Consider the following 15,332-nt stretch of genomic DNA (forward strand, 5'->3'; position numbering starts at 1 on the left):
TTTCGGCCCTTGGTCAGACGAACCAGCTGACCACCAGTGCGACCGCGATGCAGAGGCCGACCTGCAGAACGGTGGAGCGCAGGCGGTCGATCGCTGCGGCGAGGTTGGCGGTATCCAGGTTGGGGGCGGGATCCGCGGGAGCCTGAAGCGGCGGCCCCTGTTCCGGCACCCCATCATCCTCGTCGACCTTTGGCTGCGGCGCGTCGCTCCAGCTGAGATGCCGGACCGTGCCCCGTGCCACCTCTGGGCTCTCGCTCGCGTGGTCCGCGTGGGGAGCCAGATACCAGGTGACCCCGTAGCCGGGCGGCGTGTGCTCGTCGCCCTTCGTGATCCAGAGATCGAGCTTCACGCCGAGGTGGAACGACGGCATCTCGCCAGCGCGGTAGGCCGCGAGCATCGCGGCCATGTCCATCTCGGGGATCCAACACTCCAGGAACCAGGCGTCCTCGCTCCTGAACTCCCGGTCTCCGGCGATGAAGCCGAGCACGCCGGTGAACGGGGTGTAGCCGTTGCCGTCCTCCTGAGGGATGGCGGGCCGGATCGTCACGGGCAGGACCCGGCAGGTGTCGCCCCATCCAGCGAGCCGGACAGTGTCCCTCCGGATCGCGGCCATCCCGGACAGCTGGGGTGTCCGGCTGATGGTCCCGTAGTCCGTGGAGACGGCCTGGCCCATCTTGAGGTTCGAGACCTCGACCCAGAGGGTCCGATAGGGGTCGTGGTGCCACTCTCCCTCGACCTCCGGGATCGCCATCGTCCCGTCCGTGACGATCGATTTCAGCCGCGCGCGCTTGTCCTGTCTCACCATGTGCCCCCCGAGGTTGAGGCACTCTCGCGGGCTGGCAAGGCCCCGTCCAGGGTTCCCGTCCTTAAGCCTGCCTGCGTCCCACGCGGCGCCGGTCGTTGATGACCTCCCGCTTCACGGCGTGCGAGATCCACAGGGCGAGCTCCCTCCGGAGGCGGGCCGGTCGCTCCACCGGGGTGTCCGCCGGGTTCTCGGAGATGACCTTCTCGACGGTCCAAGCGGCCCCGCCGGCGATCTCGTCGATCGTGGACTGCCTCATGCCACCACCATCAGCTGGACCTCGACGACCTCCGCCTCCAGCCGCTCGGGGAAGAGCGTGGGGTGGTGCAGGCGGAGGTCCTCCCACTGCTCGCGGACCTGCCGCGCCGTCGCCTCGGCCGCCTCGCGCTTGAGGTAGACCTGCGCGGTCGCCAGCCCGTCCCACTCCTTCCGGTTCGGGTGCATGGACCGGTTGCAGAACAGGAGCCCCGTCACGGTGTCCCGGACAGCGAACCTGGTCACCGGCGCGGAGGCCTGCTCGGCGCTCGGCGGGTAAGCCTCCGCCTTTCGCAGGGCGGCGACCGCGCAGGTGCGGCAGCGCTGCGAGCGCTTCTCGCCGACCGCGCGTTCCCGGCAGTCCCGGCATCGGAACGAGTACAGCCCCGACGACCACCCGAACGGACGGAGGGCGTCGTCGGTGTAGCCGTCGTGGATCGGGCAGGATCTGATCATGCTCGCCTCCGCGCCTTGGCCTCGGCGGCCCGGCGCGCCTTCCGGTTTGGGCCGGCGTCGTCGGGCCGGCGGAAGGCCAGAGACGCGACGAACGGGCTCATCTCCCGGCAGGTCACCTCGAACTCGGCCGCGAGCTCGGTGGATCGTGCCATGCGCTCGACCACCTCGCGCACGCCCATGCGCCTCAAGGGGATCCGGCGACCGGCGATGTGGATGCTCTCGCTCATGCCCGTAGCCCCTGCAGCTGCCTCTCGATGCCGAGGCGGACGGCGATGGCGTGGCGAACCTGGCGGACGAATTCCTCGGAGGGGTCCTCGCGGAAATCGTTCGGGGTGCAGTGCCAGGCGCAGTAGACGATCACGGCGTCGCCCTGCGTCACCCTCGCGCCGTTGACGGTGACGACGTCGCCTTGGGTCCCGATCCGGATCTCTTCGCCGTCCGAGGGGAGGCCGATCGCTTCGAGGGCTTCCCTCGCGATCGGCCCGTTGATGGGGGCAACCCATAGGGACGACATCTCTCCCGGCATGACCACGGCCATCCGGGGCGGCGTCATGCGGAAGGGCGTCTCGGTGTAGATGCGCATGGTCAGGCCCTCCACTCGTACCGATTGACCTCGTCGTTGAGCTTCTCCTCGGAGAGGACGATCTCCCCGGCAGGCGTGCGGACGTCGGCAGGCCACCAGTCCCCGTTGTCTCGACCCCAGAACGCCGTGCTGATGGCCTCGTCGAGGGAGTAGACCTCCACCGTCATCGGGGAGTGGAAGCGCATCCCGTGCACCACGTGAGTGACGACCCGGGCCGCCAACTCGGCCTCCCGCTTCAGAAAGGCCGACACCGCCTTGCTCAGGGCCGTCTCGGCCGCGCCGAGGTCGGTCCATACGGTCTTGTCGCCCCAGGGGGCCGCGCAGGCCTTCACGCGGACCTCGTTCCAGGAGACGGCGGCCGCCTCGATCGGGGAGCGGTGCATGCTCAGGCCTCCACCTTCGGCAGGTGCTTCGAGATATCGTTGAGGAAGCACCACAGGCCTGCGGCGCCAACGTCGTCCTCGTCATTGAAGTGCGCGATGATGGCCGCCTTCACCACGGCGGGGTCCCGGGCGAACAGGGCGTCGAGATCCCGAAGGGTTGCGAGCTTGCTCTCGTGCCGGCCGGCCCGGTACTGAGCGTCATCGCCCTCAAAGACCGTGCCGTCCTCGGCCGTGCGGATCTCCACTTGGACCTTGCGGGTCACGGTCTTGTAGCTGCTCACCGCCATCGCTCAGGCCCCCCTGCGCTGCTCGGCGAGCAACCCGTCGAGGCTGTCCCGGAGCGCCCGGACGTGCGTCGTCCCGTCGAGGTCGTCGGGGTCCGTGCAGGCCTCGGCCTCGCGCAGGGCGGCCCGCACCGCGGCGATGTCGTCCTCGATCGCGACGTGGCGCTTTGGCGCCTCGGTGTTCGTGTCCCTGATGTCCATCGTCCTCTCCATCACCACGCCGACCACACCGCCGGCAGACCGCCCGCCGGGGCCTTCTCCGCATCGTCCCGGGCTTGCCTCCCCGGCGGGGCGCGCCCAGACTCCCGGGCATGCCCGAGGACGCCTACGACGCCGCCGACGCCCGCCACCTTGAGGGCATGCCGCTGCCCCGGGCCCGGCCGGCCGGGCATGTCGAGGACCGCTACCCCGTTGAGGACGGCCCGGGCTCCGGGGAGCGCGTCGAGCTGGTCGTGCGGGTGCTCCGCGGAACGGCACGGTCCACCGTCATCGTGGCCGACCCGGCCACCGGGCGGGCCCTAGCCCAAGACGTCGTCCCGCACGGGGGCGAGGCCGGCGCGGCGGCCGCGGCCGTCTACGCTGCGCTGAAGAAGGCCAACGCTTGCCTGTAGAGATCCGAGGCTCACGGGCAGTCCTCCCCGCGGGCGGCCTGACGGCGCTGGACGGCCGCGACGATGCGGGTGACCTCCGTCGGCGGCCGCGGGCCATCCAGGCGCGAGAGGACGCCCACGCCGAGGATGAGCGCGAAAACCAGGGCGATCGAGACCATCGCGACGATGAGCGTGAGGTCCATCAGGACGAGGCCCCCGCGGACCCGGAGACGGCACGGCGTGCGATCTCGCGTGCGACCGAGGCGTCGATCCAGAACGTGCGCCCGTCCTCCATCCGGTAGGCACCGCCGACCTCGGCCTCGATCGCGGCCGCGGTCCGGGCGTCCTCAACCGCCATCACGGCCGCAGCGTCGTCGAGGAAACCCTGGCGGTAGGAGTGCGGCAGGTTCTGAACCTGCTCGCCCTCAGTGTAGGAGAAGGGCCCCTGAAAGGCCGTCCTGCGAGCGTTCGACCGCCGAACCCAGCGCACGAACAAGGCCTGCGCGATAGCAAGCTGGCGCTCTTGAACGCTCACGTCCGGCCCTCCGAGATGAGGCCCTTGGCCACCAGCACCGCGTAGACGCCCCCGGCGAGCTGCAGGTCGTCGAGCCCATCCTTGCGTCCCTACGTGAGGACGGCGCGGATGAGCTCCCACGGGGCGGGGGACGGCGGCGGGGCCGGGGCCCACCGGGGCTCGTTGGGGAACCGCCGCTGGAGGCGGACCCTCAGTTCCTCGGTAGCCTGTGCCTGGTGCGCCATTCCATTTCCCCCATCGAATCCGTGCAGATGAGAGTCTGCCATGGATCGCCGATTTCCACTGGACGGTGTCCAAAAAATCGCGCAGCCGACTGAGTCGCGGGTAGGTGCCTTGCATGCTGATGCGGTAGGCTCCGGGTCATGAGCATCTTCAACCTCGGCGAGGAGCTTGCCCTCGCCCGCCGCCACCGCCGGCTCTCGCAGCGCCAGCTCGCCGCGAAGGCGGACGTGAGCGTGTCGTGGCTCTCGGCCTTCGAACGGGGAGACAGCTACGAGCCGAGCATGCACCGGGTGATGAGGTGCCTGCACGCCCTCGGGCTCGACCTGCGGCTGTCGACGTACAACCAGGGCCGGCCGTCGCTGGACGACCTCCTGGCGCAGGACGAGGAGGCCGACCGCAGCCCGGCCCTGAAGGCCGCGCTAGGGCTTGGTTAACCCTAGGAACGCGACCCAGTCCGCAACGAATGCACATCCCTTGCACATTGGACCGGCCTGGTGCACATAGGGGTCACACCGGAGTTCTCGCCATGACCTTCCCTCGCTCGAAACGGATGCACCGCCCCGCCGCCTGAGCCCTGCTCGGCGCGCCCCGCGTGCACTCCTTTCCAGCGAGACCTCCCATGACCGACGACGCCTCCCGGGCGCGCGCCGCTGCCGTCCAGGCCGCCCGTGCCACGCTCCTCGACTCCACCGCGCTGACGGGGCCCCGTCAGCCCGAGGCTTCCCTCGGACCGCGAAAGAAGGGCTACGGCGCCGAGTTCGTCGGGTACGACGCCCGCCGCGACGCGGGCCTGGCGATCGCCGCGTTCCTAGCCGAGGAGCCTCAGCTCCCGGCGGCGCTCGTCAGGACCCTCGGGCGGACGCGGCGGGACGTGACGATCGCGTCCCTGCAGAAGGCAGACGACGCGCTCCGCGAGCACGCCAACGCCGATGGCGTTTCGGACGCTGGGCAGGACGCCGCGGCGCATCTGGCGGACGACCTCTTGTTCGCCCAGGCGGCCCTGGGGAACGCCAAGGCCGCGGCCTACTGCGCCAGCATCTGCCTGCGCCTGTTCCACGCCTCGTTGGCGAACGGCAACCATGCGGCTGCCTGGCTCGCCCTGCGGAACGGTATCCGGTACTCCACCGACGCGACGGTGGACCTGCAGGAGTCCGAGTACGTCTCCGATCAGCAAGCGTCGCTGCTCGCTCCCTACGATGGGCTGGCGCTCAAGCTCGGCGAGACGGCCGCGATCGTCGCGGCTGCGCACAGGCAGATCGGGGTCGAGGAAGATCTGCTGCGCGGCGGCGCCGGCGGCGCCGGCGGCAGCGCGAGGGCGTGGGTCGACGAGCAGGCCGACGACCTGGCGGCGCTGGCTCAGCTGGACTGGCCCCTCGGCGACGGCGGGTGGCGGGACCGGGCGGCGCGCCCCGCCCCGACGCTCGTCGTCCTGGCCAAGGGGGCATTGGACCACCTGCCCGGGTCCGAGACCTCGGGGTCGTCCCGGTCGACGCGGGGATCGACGCCGCGCGCGGAGTTCAACGCGCTCGCCGGCGAGGCCCTCCCGCTCGTCCACGGCGTCGACGTCGTGGCCGTCGGCAAGCTGCTCGATGCGCGGTTCCCGTGGTTCAGGGATCTCACCGCGCTGCTGCTGCGGGACCTCGCCAACGGAGGTGTAGCCCGGCTGCGGAACACTCTCGCGGTGAGCCCGCCCGGCAGCGGGAAGACGAGCTACCTGCAGGCGTTCTGCCAGGCGGCCGGGATCCCGTGCGTCCTCTACAACGCCGCCGGCGTCGCCGACGCTGCGTTCGGCGGGACGTCGCGCCAGTGGAGCACGGGGCGCGCAAGCGTCCCGTTGCAGACGATCCAGCGGCTCCGCGTCGCCAACCCCGTCATCATCATCGACGAGATCGAGAAGGCGGGCACGAGGTCGGAGAACGGGCGCCTCACGGACTCCCTGATCGCCCTGCTGGAGCCGGCAGGGAGCCGCGCCTTCCACGAGGTCTATCTGGAAACGAACGCCGATCTGAGCGGCACCCAGTTCCTGGCGACGGCCAACGGGACGGGAGGCGTCCCCGGCCCCCTCCTGGACCGCTTCCGCGTCGTGCACGTCGGCCTTCCCAGGGCCGAGGACCTGCCGGTCGCGGCGGCCAACCTCGTCAGCGAAATCCGCGACGAGCGAGGCCTCGACTCCGGCTGGCTCCCCGATCTCGACGGCGACGAGCTCCACCTCCTTGGCCGCGTGTGGAAGGGGGGCTCGCTCCGCCCGCTCCGCCGCGCCGTGACGACGCTTCTCGACGGCCGCGAGACCCTCGCCCGTCGCCACTGACACCCCACCCCCTGAAGGAGAGATCCCATGACCGACGCACACCCGAGCCGCGCCTCGATCATCGTCCTGGAGGCGGCGATCACCCAAATGCGAGCCCGCCACGAGCAGGACGAACTACGCGACGAGCTCGCCGTCACCGGCCTGTCCGTCCTCCACCTGGCGAGCTGTGCCTACGCCCGCGGGGCCTTCCCGCCATCGGAGGCCCGCTACCTCTGCCAGGGCCTGCTCGCCCTCGCCGACGCGCTGCCTGCGAACCCGGACGACCGCCGTGAACCCCGCGAGGTCCGCGCGTGAAATCGGCGCGCGGTCCCCCCTCTGCTCACCCCTCAGCCCCCAGGAGACCCCCATGCTCATCGACGAATTCCGCACGATCGCTGACGACGCCGTGTGCCGGCACGTAGGCCACGTCGACGTCGTCCCCACGGGCGTCAGCCCGAGCGCCCACGGTCCCCTCGTCACGTGGACGGGTGGCTCCCCGCTGCCCCGTCAGGACGACGGCCGCTTCGTCCCGCCGCCCCCCGCGCAGGACGTCCTCCGCGTCCTGGCGCGCGTCCTCGCCCTGCGCTGGCAGACCGGCCGCGCGGTCGTCCCGGACGATTGGGACGCCACGCTGCGCGGGCGCTACCCGACAACGTTCGAACCCGGGGGGCCGTACTCGGGCGGCGGCTGGCGCTGGCTGTGGGAGGCGGGCGCGAGCCTGGTCTCCGAGGCTGGGGCGACGGGATTCCGGACCGAACAAACGAAGGAGAAGTTCGCGCAGGCCCGCTGGCATTACTCAATCGAAGGCAAGACTAGGAAGGCAACGCGCAATGAAGTCTCGACTATAGTTGACTGCGTGGAGCACCTGTCGGCCTATGTCTGTGAGACCTGCGGGGCCCCCGGCCGTATCCGCAAGGGCGGGTGGGCGAAGACGTGCTGCGATCTCCACGCCAATGGCAAGGCATGACGTCTACCGGAACCTGACCCGCCGCGCCTGGAGCGTGCGCGAGCGGGGCAGGGTCGTCGGCCACGTGCCGGCGATCGTGCTTGCCGACGTCGTCCTCCGAGCGTCGGAGGCGGGGCGCCAGCGGTGCCTGCGGACGGGGGCCCGGGACGTCCACGCATGGGCCACGGGCACGGTGGCCGAGGGGGCGCGGCCGCCCTCGGCGGTGAGGCTCCGGTACGGCCTCTGGTGTCCCGGATTTAGGACGAACGGCCTCCTGGTTACCCGGGCGTCGATGGCGTGGTTCGAGGCGGACGGGTCCGCGTGGATTGAGGGAGGTTGGGATGACAAGGGCATGGATTTTCTCTGACGTGCACGACGATGCCGACTGCTGGGAGGCCCCGGCCGTGCCGGTGTGCGACGTGGCGATCGTGGCCGGCGACGTCGCCGATGGCTTGACGAAGCGCAGCCTGCCCTGGCTCGCGGCGTGCGTCGCGCCGTACGTCCGGCATGTCGTCTACGTGCCCGGGAATCATGATTTTTACGGGAGCCGCTGGCAGAGCGAGCTCGAACGCGGGCGCGAGGCCGCTGCGGCCGCGGGCATCCACCTGCTCGCCGTCGGGGAGGTCCTGGCCATCGAGGGCGTACGGATCATCGGCGCCACGGTCTGGACGGACTACGCCTTGCTTGGCGAGGCATGGCGGGCTCCGACGATGGCCTCCTGTGGTGACCGCAACGGGGGGATGCGAGACCATCGGAAGGTCAAGGTCCGTACGGCCTCGGGCGAGACGAACGCCTTCAGGCCGAGCGCCGCCGCCGCCGAGCACGTCGCCCAGCTTGGGCGGATCGAGCGCGCGCTTGCGGAGACGTGGGACGGCCCGACGGTCGTCGTCACGCATCACGCCCCCCACCCCGCGTCGCTCGGTAGGCAGGGCCCCCTGCAGGCGATCGACGCGGCGTACGCGACCGACCTTACGCGCGTCCTCGAAGGTCCGGACGCACCCGCCCTGTGGATCCACGGCCACATCCATCGGTCCGCTGACTACGTCGTCGGCGGGACGCGCGTGCTGGCGAACCCACGCGGCCGGCATGGCGAAAACCCGGCGTTCGACCCCGCCCTCATCGTGGAGATCTGACCGTGCGTGCGCTCGCCATCTTCGCCCTGCTCGCCGGCCCCGTCGAGGCGGATGCCTTCCAGCCCGCCCCGGGCCTCTACTGCCCCGAGGGGGCCGACGTCCCCGCGATCGTCGTCGGTCCCGAGGCCGGGGTCGTCGGCATCGACCTGATGGAGTGCCACGGCGCCCGGATAGCCGGCGGCCGGGTGACGTCCCGCCAGTGCTACGGCAACGGGGGCAGCGTCGTCCCCTACGACGCGGAGCTCGTCCTCCTGCCCAGCAGCGTCCTACTGCACGACGGCGTCCGGTACCGGCGGCGGCTCGAAGGGGAGCCGTGCCCGTAGGCCGCCGAGCGCCTGGATCGGGGGTGCTGCAGCGCGCCCCACGAGCGAGGCCGGATTCCGCTCTCGGTGTAACGCCGATCGCGCGGACTGAAACGCGCGAAAATATGCTGAGAGCGTGCCGAAACCGTGCGCAGGCGTGCCCGGGCCGGGTTGCCAATGATAGCGAACCGGCCTTCGCTCCCATTTCGCTGCACAAGATTTCAGGCACGAAAAAGGGGCCCGGTCACCCGGGCCCCTCGTCACCACTCAGAGTCTGAGTGGTGTCAGTCGAACAGGTCGGGCTCCCGTGCGGCCCGCCAGTCGACGGAGACGCAGAGCTCGCGTCCGTAGTGGAGGATGCCCTTCGACGTCATCTTCGGCGTCGCACGGGGCTTGCCGCCGTACTCCTCGATCCGGACGCGGAACGGGGCACGGTCGATGAGGTCCTGCCGGGGGAGGTTCGACCTGTTCAGATCCAACAGGTCGCCGCGCTCCTTCAGCCAAGCGATGAACTTGTTCGGCTTTTGCCCGAGGGCCTTGCCACCGGCCTGGAGGCTGTAGAGCCCCTCGCTCTCGGCGAACCGCTCGACGCACTCCACCGCCGGCCGGGCCCGCTGTACCTGCCGCTGCGAGGCGGTGAGCTGGCGAGAGGTGTCGATGAGCTCCTGGTCTGTGATGACAAGGCGCTCGACGAGGGCGTCCTCCCGATCCATCCGGGCCAGGAGCATCCTCCTCAGCACCCTGTTATCGTCGAGGTCCTCGGGGATCGCGACCGGCGTCGGGGCGGGTGCCACGGCGTAGGAATCGGTCCGCCGGATCTCGGGGAGGACCTCGTTCATCGCCCACCGACGGAACCGCCATGCCGTCGCGCCCTTCACGAGGGCACGCTGGCTGCGCATCAGCAGGGTGTAGAGACCGCCCTCGGTGATGACCAGGACCTCGCCCTGGGGATGCCCTAAGAAGATCTTAGCCCTCTCGTCCTCGTCGAGCGCCTTGAGCGAGACGGACGGGTTCGAGAGGCGGGCGGCCTTGCAGACGTCGGCGCCGACGAACCAGGGCAGCCCGTCGATCTCCACGACGCGGATGTCGTGGTTGTCGAAGCGGAAGATCGAGATCGCCGGCGCGGCCGGGATGCGGACGATGGCGTTCACGCGCGCCTCCCGTCGGTGGCGAGGGGTACGGCCACGAAGGCGATGTTCGGGGGCAGTAGGCCGGCGATGTCCCGCGCGGTCTCGGGCGCACCGATGACGATGCCCCGCTCGTACTGTCTGTTCTCGGCCAGGCATTCGACCATGTCGTGCAGGTCGCTCACGACGGCGGCCCGGCAGACGTAGACGCAGGGCACGTCCTTCCCGTCGATCAGGACGTGCCAGAAGGCCCGGGCGAACGGGCGGACTTTGCTGACCTCGGCGCCTGGCAGAAATGCGCCCGGGTCCCGGCGGAAGATCGCCTCGCGCGCCTTGTCGCTCTTCCCGCCCGGCGCGTCGTCGCCGGTCACCAGGAGGAGGCGGTCACGCGCAGCGGCTTTGGCGGCCTCGATCCGGAGCTCGATCGTACCGAGGACGCTCCTGCGCAGCATCGGGAACGCCGGCTCGGCAGTGCGCTCCAGGAGGAACGACCGCGCCGCGTGGGGATCCTCGACGCTCATGGCCGCCGCGATCTCAAGGACCGAGGCCTCCTCGAAGCGCTCGGCGTACTGCGAAATTCCCTGGGCGAGGGACGCGGCGAGGCTACCGTTCGGGGCGGTCGTGGTGGTAAGGTGGGTGCACGGTTCGGTCACGGGGATGCTCCTGTGGCTGACCAGGCCTCGGCGGCGTTCGCGCGCCTCCGGGGCCATTTTTTTTCGCCAGTGGATCCGGCGATGTCGGCACGAATCGGAGGATATCACCTTCTTCTGAGAACGCGAGTCGATGTGCCGTCATTGCACGTTTCGGGCGCTTTGGTGATAATGGCCTTCCATCGAATCCGGCTCGGAGTGCCTCGTCGTGTATCCCTCCCCAATGCAGCTGCGCGCCGCGCGGACCCTCGTCGGCCTGACGCAGGACGAAATTTCCCGACGCGTCGGCCTGTCCCAGAGGACCATGGTCGCCGTCGAGATGAGGAAGTCGTCCCTGAGCGCGCTCCACTCCGTGATGGGGTTTTACGCCGGCTTGGGCATCAGCTTCTCAGGCACGCCCGACTACACGGTGCAGACCGTCACCTACACGCAGGCGACGCCTCCGGACGTGCCCCCGATCCCGGCCACGTAAGGGGATGTCTGGCGGGCGGTGACCTGCGCGCGGCGCGGTTCGCTGCCGCGATGAGTTTGCCTCGGTAGCGCCCGCCCCACCGTGCCAGGACGCTCTCCACGCCCTCGCTCGCCAGCGTTGCCCGCACGGCGGCCGCGGTTGGGGTGACCCTCAGCCGACTCTCCCAATCCTCCTCGTGGACTAAGCGGACCGCGCGAATCGGTCAGGTGTAGTCAACGGGCACGAATGCGTCCCCAAGGGCGGCGCAAGCCGATCGGCATGCCCGGTAGGTCGGGACAGGGTCGGCGAGGATGCCGACTCGCAGCAGGCCTGCGAAGGTGAGTAGGAACGCCTGGTCACTGGGCATCACGCCTCGGCTCCGATCCTACCGGCGTCGATGTGCTTCACGGCCGACAGGGCCCGCTCCAGGGCCGCCGCGAGGTCGTCGGGTAGACCCCGATCGGGTTAGGAGTTCGAGCCACCAGCTCACCAAGCTGTTCGCGGATTCGATATGTCCTCACGGCATCAGGCGACGGCCGCATGCGAGCACAAATAAATTTTCGACCGCATTAGAGCCCCGTGGAGCCGTCCACGGGGCTCGTTGGCTGAATCCTCCGGTGCCTCGAAGTTAGGCCGTGGGCGAGGCTGAAATCGATGCTTTACCCCCGTGAGATCATGCACCCCGTCGGGGCGGTTGAACTACTGGTCTCGCGAAGTATATCAGCGGATCTCCAAAGCACATACCCATAGACTAAGGCTAATGTCGAGCGGATCATCGGTCCCGACACGGCGGTGTGGTGCCTGACGTGTCGATGGATACGACATGCTCAACACGGCACAGGCGCGCGACCGCGCCCTCGATTTCCACTGGCGCATCCCGGAGAACATCCTCTCGGCCGCCGGCATCCCCGACATCCCCGATCGCAGGCAGGACGTCGCCAGGCGCAGCGTCCTCGCGGCCGCGTGCATCGCGGCCGACATGGCGCCCGGCGAGGATCGCTGGGTCAGCTACTCGCGCCGCAAGGCGTTCTACGCCGGTCAATCGCGGTACATGGGCCTGCCCTACACCTACGACCGCGTGCTCGCCGCCGTGGCTGAACTCGTCGAGCTCGGGCTGATCGAGGAGGTCCGGGCCCGCCCTGGCGACCACCTCTCCACCGGGATGCAGAGCCGCCTGCGTGCGACCCCCGACCTCGTCCACGCCTTCCGCGACGCGCCCTTCGAGTACGAGACGCGTCGCTGCCGCCTCATCCTCAAGGACGAGGCCGGCGACGTCATCGGCTACGACCCGACACGTCAGACGCGACGCCTGGAGGCCGAGCTCGACCGCATCAATGCCTACCTCGGCAAGGTCTCGGTCACGATGCCGACGGGCAACGGGTGGGAGCACGCCACGCGCGTTGTCCGAGCCCGCAACGACCGCAAGGAGAAGGGGACGTGGGCCAGCGTCGTCCCGACCCCGAGCCCCGAGGTTTACCGCGTGTTCGGCCGTGGCCGTTGGGACCGCCATGGCCGGCTCTACGGATGGTGGCAGAACCTCCCCAAGGGACGCCGCCGGGAGCTCCTCATCAACGGCGAGGCGGCCTTCGAGCCGGACTTCGCCACCCTCCATCCGCGGATCCTCTACGCAGCCCGTGGTCACGTCTTGCGCCACGATCCCTACGTCACGGGGACATTCCCCCGTGACGAGGGCAAGCTCGCCCTCAACGTCGCCTTGAACGCGAAGACCATGAACGCGGCAGCGGCGGCCATTATGGACAAGGACGACTGGGAGCACGGCTGGGACTACACCCGCGGCCTGCTCAAGGCCGTCGTGGCGCGGAACACCCCCATCGCCGCAGACATCGCTGCAGACCGTGGGATCCGCTGCATGGCCGTAGACAGCGCCATGGCGGTGGATGTCCTCAAGGCCTGCGAGAAGGCGTCCATCCCCTGCCTGCCCGTCCACGATAGCTTCATCGTACCGGCCTCCAAGGGCCCGTGGATGGAGGCCAAGATGGACGAAATCCTGACGGGCGTTCTCGGCGCTGTAACCCGTTCTCCCTCAACGATAATCGGGTAATTGGTTCCACATATGGCCCCCTGGGCCCCCGTTGTACCCTTGGGCCCGGGCCTCCTGGTTCCCCGCAGGTCGTCATCCCGCCGTCGTCCCCCTGCTACCTTCCCCGTCGCTGCCGCCTGCCCCGTTCCCCGGTGTAGCTCACTACCGTGACGCTCTGCGCCGCCCTCCCTGGATGTGGCTGGCCGTCGACGCTCGGGGGGGGTCGTAGGAATGGCTCTACCCCCTACTGGACCGCCGTCGTTCCAAGTCTAGAACCGCCGCTTACCCCTTGCTAGACCGTCGTTATTCGCCCTCTTTTGCTTGTCCGATGCTGTTCGGTGGGGTATATTCTAGACTGTCGACGTATCCGTCGTCCTCGCGATGCACCACATCCTGAGCGCACCCTCCGGCCCTCGGGGTCGGGGGGTGTTATGTTTCAGGGCCCCACGTGACGTTCACCCCCTTAACGCCCCCGGTCCACGCTATCTTACATGGTTAGTCTCTCCCTCGACGTCATCTGCGACGCGGTCGGCGCCTGGCTGTGGCTCAGGTAGGCCCAACAGGCCGATGGCTCCTGGCTCGATCCGAACGCTCCGGCTCCGCCCGACGCGGCCGCTGTCCTGGCCTACGCATACGAGGCGCACCTAGCGGCCGAGGCGGGCGGCACAACGTGGGACGGCTGGGCGGTCGCCGTCAACGAGCGGGCCCTGACGCGCACGCTAAGCGAGGTCACCGCGACGCTGCTCGACGCCCGGAAGGACAGCGACCCGTGGACGTTCGCCGACGGGGTAGATCGGCCCCTCACGAACGACCGCTTGAAGGTGCTGAGCCTGCAGATCCGGAGGCATATTGGCGTCTGTCTGGCGGTCTACAACCAGGTCGCTGCCGGCATCGGCGCCGGCGCCATCACCACCGCGGAGGTCGACGGCGCCTTCGCCGACGTCGACGCGATCGTCTTGAAGGCGGCGTCGTGACCATCCCACTCCTGGCCATCCTCGCTCGCCCCCTGACCGCGTCGACCCTCTCCGAAGTGGCGGTGCTGGAGACAGCGACGCACGGGACCGTCCGGACCTGGGCGGGGTTCGTTCGGCGCAAGGCCAAGGAGGACGTGATGCCTAGCGAAATTTCTGCTCCTGACTGCGGAGCCGATCGCCTCCATCGCCGAGGCCGACGCGCCGGGCACGGACGTCGGCGACCTCGTCTACGTCTCGGGGACGCTCCACTCCGTCCGGTCCCCCTCGCTGACCGAGGCGGCATGCGGAAGCTCCAGCTGAGCCTAGTGAAGCTGACCGCCGTCGACGTTGGCGAAGGATCCGTCCACGTCGCGATCGTCGGCGCCCCGACGAGACGGCCCCCGTGGTCGCCATCGTGGCGGCCGACATGCCCCAGCGCTCAGACTCTTGTGCTTACGGTCGTGGAGCCCTTGAAATAGGGATCGCTATCCTACCGGGCGAGGCGATGGCGTAGAAGAGGTCGGCGTGGACGTGCAGATCAGGAGGGTCGCTTCACGAACCCGATGTCGACGGCGACGGCCTTGAGCCTTTCGGGCTCGCGCTCCTTGCGTTCCGAATACCGGTCGACGAGGTAGTCGGATCGCTCGCGGGTGAGGAGCGTGAACTTCATCAGCTCCTCGCAGACATCGACCACCCGGTCGTAGAGCGGACCCGGCTTCATCCGGCCGGCCTCGTCGAACTCCTTGTACGCCATCGGGACCGAGGACTGGTTCGGGATGGTGATCATCCGCATCCAGCGACCGAGCACGCGGAGGCTGTTGACCGCGTTGAACGACTGCGAGCCGCCGGAGACCTGCATCACGGCGAGCGTCCGCCCCTGCGTCGGGCGCACCGAACCCTCCGAGAGCGGCAGCCAGTCGATCTGGCTCTTGATGACCCCGGTCATGGCGCCGTGTCGCTCGGGGCTGACCCAGACGTGGCCCTCCGACCAGATCGAGAGGTTTCGGAGTTCCCGGACCTTCGGGTGATCGGCAGTGGCGTCGTCGGGCAGCGGCAGGCCGTGCGCGTCGTAGATCCGCACCTCGCCGCCCATCGCCTCCAACAGGCGCGCGGCCTCGTAGGCGAGGAGGCGGCTGAACGAGCGCTCACGGAGCGATCCGTACAGGATCAGGAAGCGCGGGGCGTGGGTGAACGGTGTCTTCACGTGCAGGGCGTCGGTCGTCGGGACCACGAAATGCCCCTCGCTTAGGTTCGGCATTCCATCGGCGAAGGGCTGCAGGGGCTTGTCCAAGACGTTTCATTCCTCTACGTTTCAACGATGGTTGAGATATT

The 15,332-nt window shown here is 69.4% G+C and carries 24 protein-coding genes; 11 read left to right on the forward strand and 13 right to left on the reverse strand.

Annotated features, from left to right (window positions below; translation table 11 throughout):
• Window positions 1–13: 13 nt before the first annotated feature.
• The 8 genes from ASF49_RS21975 to ASF49_RS23995 form a co-directional block, all read right to left on the reverse strand.
• The gene (locus tag ASF49_RS21975) at window positions 14–805 is read right to left on the reverse strand and encodes a hypothetical protein (protein WP_055959093.1); all 792 of its coding nucleotides are present in this window, start codon (window positions 803–805) and stop codon (window positions 14–16) included.
• A gap of 61 nt (window positions 806–866) precedes the next feature.
• Window positions 867–1,061 (reverse strand): hypothetical protein, encoded by a 195-nt coding sequence (locus ASF49_RS21980; protein WP_055959090.1) that lies wholly within the window; start codon window positions 1,059–1,061, stop codon window positions 867–869.
• Window positions 1,058–1,513, reverse strand: coding sequence for a hypothetical protein (locus ASF49_RS21985; RefSeq protein WP_055959087.1), 456 nt, complete (start codon window positions 1,511–1,513; stop codon window positions 1,058–1,060). The genes ASF49_RS21980 and ASF49_RS21985 overlap by 4 nt, the downstream gene beginning before the upstream one ends.
• Complete coding sequence (locus tag ASF49_RS21990) at window positions 1,510–1,740, reverse strand: hypothetical protein (RefSeq protein ID WP_055959084.1); 231 nt, start codon at window positions 1,738–1,740, stop codon at window positions 1,510–1,512. Before ASF49_RS21990 ends, ASF49_RS21985 begins: the two co-directional genes overlap by 4 nt.
• The gene (locus ASF49_RS21995; RefSeq protein ID WP_146180520.1) at window positions 1,737–2,096 is read right to left on the reverse strand and encodes a hypothetical protein; all 360 of its coding nucleotides are present in this window, start codon (window positions 2,094–2,096) and stop codon (window positions 1,737–1,739) included. Before ASF49_RS21995 ends, ASF49_RS21990 begins: the two co-directional genes overlap by 4 nt.
• Window positions 2,097–2,098: 2 nt before the next feature.
• Window positions 2,099–2,479: a hypothetical protein gene (locus ASF49_RS22000; protein WP_055959078.1), complete on the reverse strand. Its 381-nt coding sequence runs from the start codon at window positions 2,477–2,479 to the stop codon at window positions 2,099–2,101.
• Between the two features lie 2 nt (window positions 2,480–2,481).
• Window positions 2,482–2,760: a hypothetical protein gene (locus ASF49_RS22005; RefSeq protein ID WP_146180521.1), complete on the reverse strand. Its 279-nt coding sequence runs from the start codon at window positions 2,758–2,760 to the stop codon at window positions 2,482–2,484.
• A gap of 9 nt (window positions 2,761–2,769) precedes the next feature.
• Window positions 2,770–2,964, reverse strand: coding sequence for a hypothetical protein (locus ASF49_RS23995; RefSeq protein ID WP_146180522.1), 195 nt, complete (start codon window positions 2,962–2,964; stop codon window positions 2,770–2,772).
• 110 nt (window positions 2,965–3,074) lie between these two features.
• On the opposite strand from ASF49_RS23995, the gene ASF49_RS24000 reads away from it, so the two are divergent.
• Window positions 3,075–3,374 (forward strand): hypothetical protein, encoded by a 300-nt coding sequence (locus ASF49_RS24000; protein ID WP_055959069.1) that lies wholly within the window; start codon window positions 3,075–3,077, stop codon window positions 3,372–3,374.
• A gap of 11 nt (window positions 3,375–3,385) precedes the next feature.
• On the opposite strand, the gene ASF49_RS24005 is transcribed toward ASF49_RS24000, so the two are convergent.
• Entirely contained in the window at window positions 3,386–3,556 is a 171-nt protein-coding gene (locus ASF49_RS24005) for a hypothetical protein (protein WP_156375894.1), read from the reverse strand.
• Window positions 3,556–3,888: a hypothetical protein gene (locus ASF49_RS22020; RefSeq protein ID WP_055959066.1), complete on the reverse strand. Its 333-nt coding sequence runs from the start codon at window positions 3,886–3,888 to the stop codon at window positions 3,556–3,558. The genes ASF49_RS24005 and ASF49_RS22020 overlap by 1 nt, the downstream gene beginning before the upstream one ends.
• Before the next feature lie 362 nt (window positions 3,889–4,250).
• Between ASF49_RS22020 and ASF49_RS22025 the strand changes: the two genes are divergently transcribed.
• The 7 genes from ASF49_RS22025 (at window position 4,251) to ASF49_RS22055 (ending at window position 8,799) form a co-directional block, all read left to right on the forward strand.
• A complete protein-coding gene (locus ASF49_RS22025; RefSeq protein ID WP_055959065.1) occupies window positions 4,251–4,544 on the forward strand; it encodes a helix-turn-helix domain-containing protein in 294 nt (97 codons plus the stop codon).
• Window positions 4,545–4,729: 185 nt separating this feature from the next.
• Entirely contained in the window at window positions 4,730–6,418 is a 1,689-nt protein-coding gene (locus ASF49_RS22030) for an AAA family ATPase (RefSeq protein WP_055959062.1), read from the forward strand.
• Window positions 6,419–6,445: 27 nt separating this feature from the next.
• Complete coding sequence (locus tag ASF49_RS22035; protein ID WP_056149081.1) at window positions 6,446–6,712, forward strand: hypothetical protein; 267 nt, start codon at window positions 6,446–6,448, stop codon at window positions 6,710–6,712.
• A 52-nt stretch (window positions 6,713–6,764) separates the two neighbouring features.
• Window positions 6,765–7,364: a hypothetical protein gene (locus ASF49_RS22040; protein WP_055959056.1), complete on the forward strand. Its 600-nt coding sequence runs from the start codon at window positions 6,765–6,767 to the stop codon at window positions 7,362–7,364.
• Window positions 7,351–7,710: a hypothetical protein gene (locus ASF49_RS24915; RefSeq protein ID WP_055959052.1), complete on the forward strand. Its 360-nt coding sequence runs from the start codon at window positions 7,351–7,353 to the stop codon at window positions 7,708–7,710. The genes ASF49_RS22040 and ASF49_RS24915 overlap by 14 nt, the downstream gene beginning before the upstream one ends.
• Window positions 7,685–8,476 carry a metallophosphoesterase gene (locus ASF49_RS22050; protein ID WP_055959048.1) on the forward strand — a complete coding sequence of 264 codons (792 nt, stop codon included), beginning with the start codon at window positions 7,685–7,687 and terminating at the stop codon, window positions 8,474–8,476. Before ASF49_RS24915 ends, ASF49_RS22050 begins: the two co-directional genes overlap by 26 nt.
• A 2-nt stretch (window positions 8,477–8,478) precedes the next feature.
• Complete coding sequence (locus ASF49_RS22055) at window positions 8,479–8,799, forward strand: hypothetical protein (RefSeq protein WP_055959045.1); 321 nt, start codon at window positions 8,479–8,481, stop codon at window positions 8,797–8,799.
• A 263-nt stretch (window positions 8,800–9,062) separates the two neighbouring features.
• Here the strand turns inward: ASF49_RS22055 and ASF49_RS22060 are convergent, their stop codons facing one another.
• Both ASF49_RS22060 and ASF49_RS24110 read right to left on the reverse strand, forming a co-directional pair.
• Window positions 9,063–9,929: a phage antirepressor gene (locus tag ASF49_RS22060; RefSeq protein ID WP_055959042.1), complete on the reverse strand. Its 867-nt coding sequence runs from the start codon at window positions 9,927–9,929 to the stop codon at window positions 9,063–9,065.
• Window positions 9,926–10,558, reverse strand: a complete 633-nt coding sequence (locus ASF49_RS24110) for a hypothetical protein (protein WP_162238979.1) — start codon at window positions 10,556–10,558, stop codon at window positions 9,926–9,928. The genes ASF49_RS22060 and ASF49_RS24110 overlap by 4 nt, the downstream gene beginning before the upstream one ends.
• 205 nt (window positions 10,559–10,763) lie before the next feature.
• Here ASF49_RS24110 and ASF49_RS22070 point away from each other — a divergent pair, with 205 nt between their 5' ends.
• The 3 genes from ASF49_RS22070 (at window position 10,764) to ASF49_RS24920 (ending at window position 14,021) form a co-directional block, all read left to right on the forward strand.
• Entirely contained in the window at window positions 10,764–11,027 is a 264-nt protein-coding gene (locus ASF49_RS22070) for a helix-turn-helix transcriptional regulator (RefSeq protein ID WP_146180523.1), read from the forward strand.
• Between the two features lie 802 nt (window positions 11,028–11,829).
• Window positions 11,830–13,068 carry a hypothetical protein gene (locus ASF49_RS22075; RefSeq protein WP_055959032.1) on the forward strand — a complete coding sequence of 413 codons (1,239 nt, stop codon included), beginning with the start codon at window positions 11,830–11,832 and terminating at the stop codon, window positions 13,066–13,068.
• Window positions 13,069–13,667: 599 nt separating this feature from the next.
• Window positions 13,668–14,021 (forward strand): DUF4376 domain-containing protein, encoded by a 354-nt coding sequence (locus tag ASF49_RS24920; RefSeq protein WP_056251355.1) that lies wholly within the window; start codon window positions 13,668–13,670, stop codon window positions 14,019–14,021.
• Window positions 14,022–14,538: 517 nt separating this feature from the next.
• Here ASF49_RS24920 and arsH read toward each other — a convergent pair.
• On the reverse strand, window positions 14,539–15,291 hold the full coding sequence (gene arsH / locus ASF49_RS22080) for an arsenical resistance protein ArsH (RefSeq protein WP_055959029.1): 753 nt from the start codon (window positions 15,289–15,291) through the stop codon (window positions 14,539–14,541).
• Between the last annotated feature and the right edge of the window lie 41 nt (window positions 15,292–15,332).

The organism is Methylobacterium sp. Leaf104, assembly GCF_001422885.1.
Classification (GTDB): Bacteria; Pseudomonadota; Alphaproteobacteria; order Rhizobiales; family Beijerinckiaceae; genus Methylobacterium.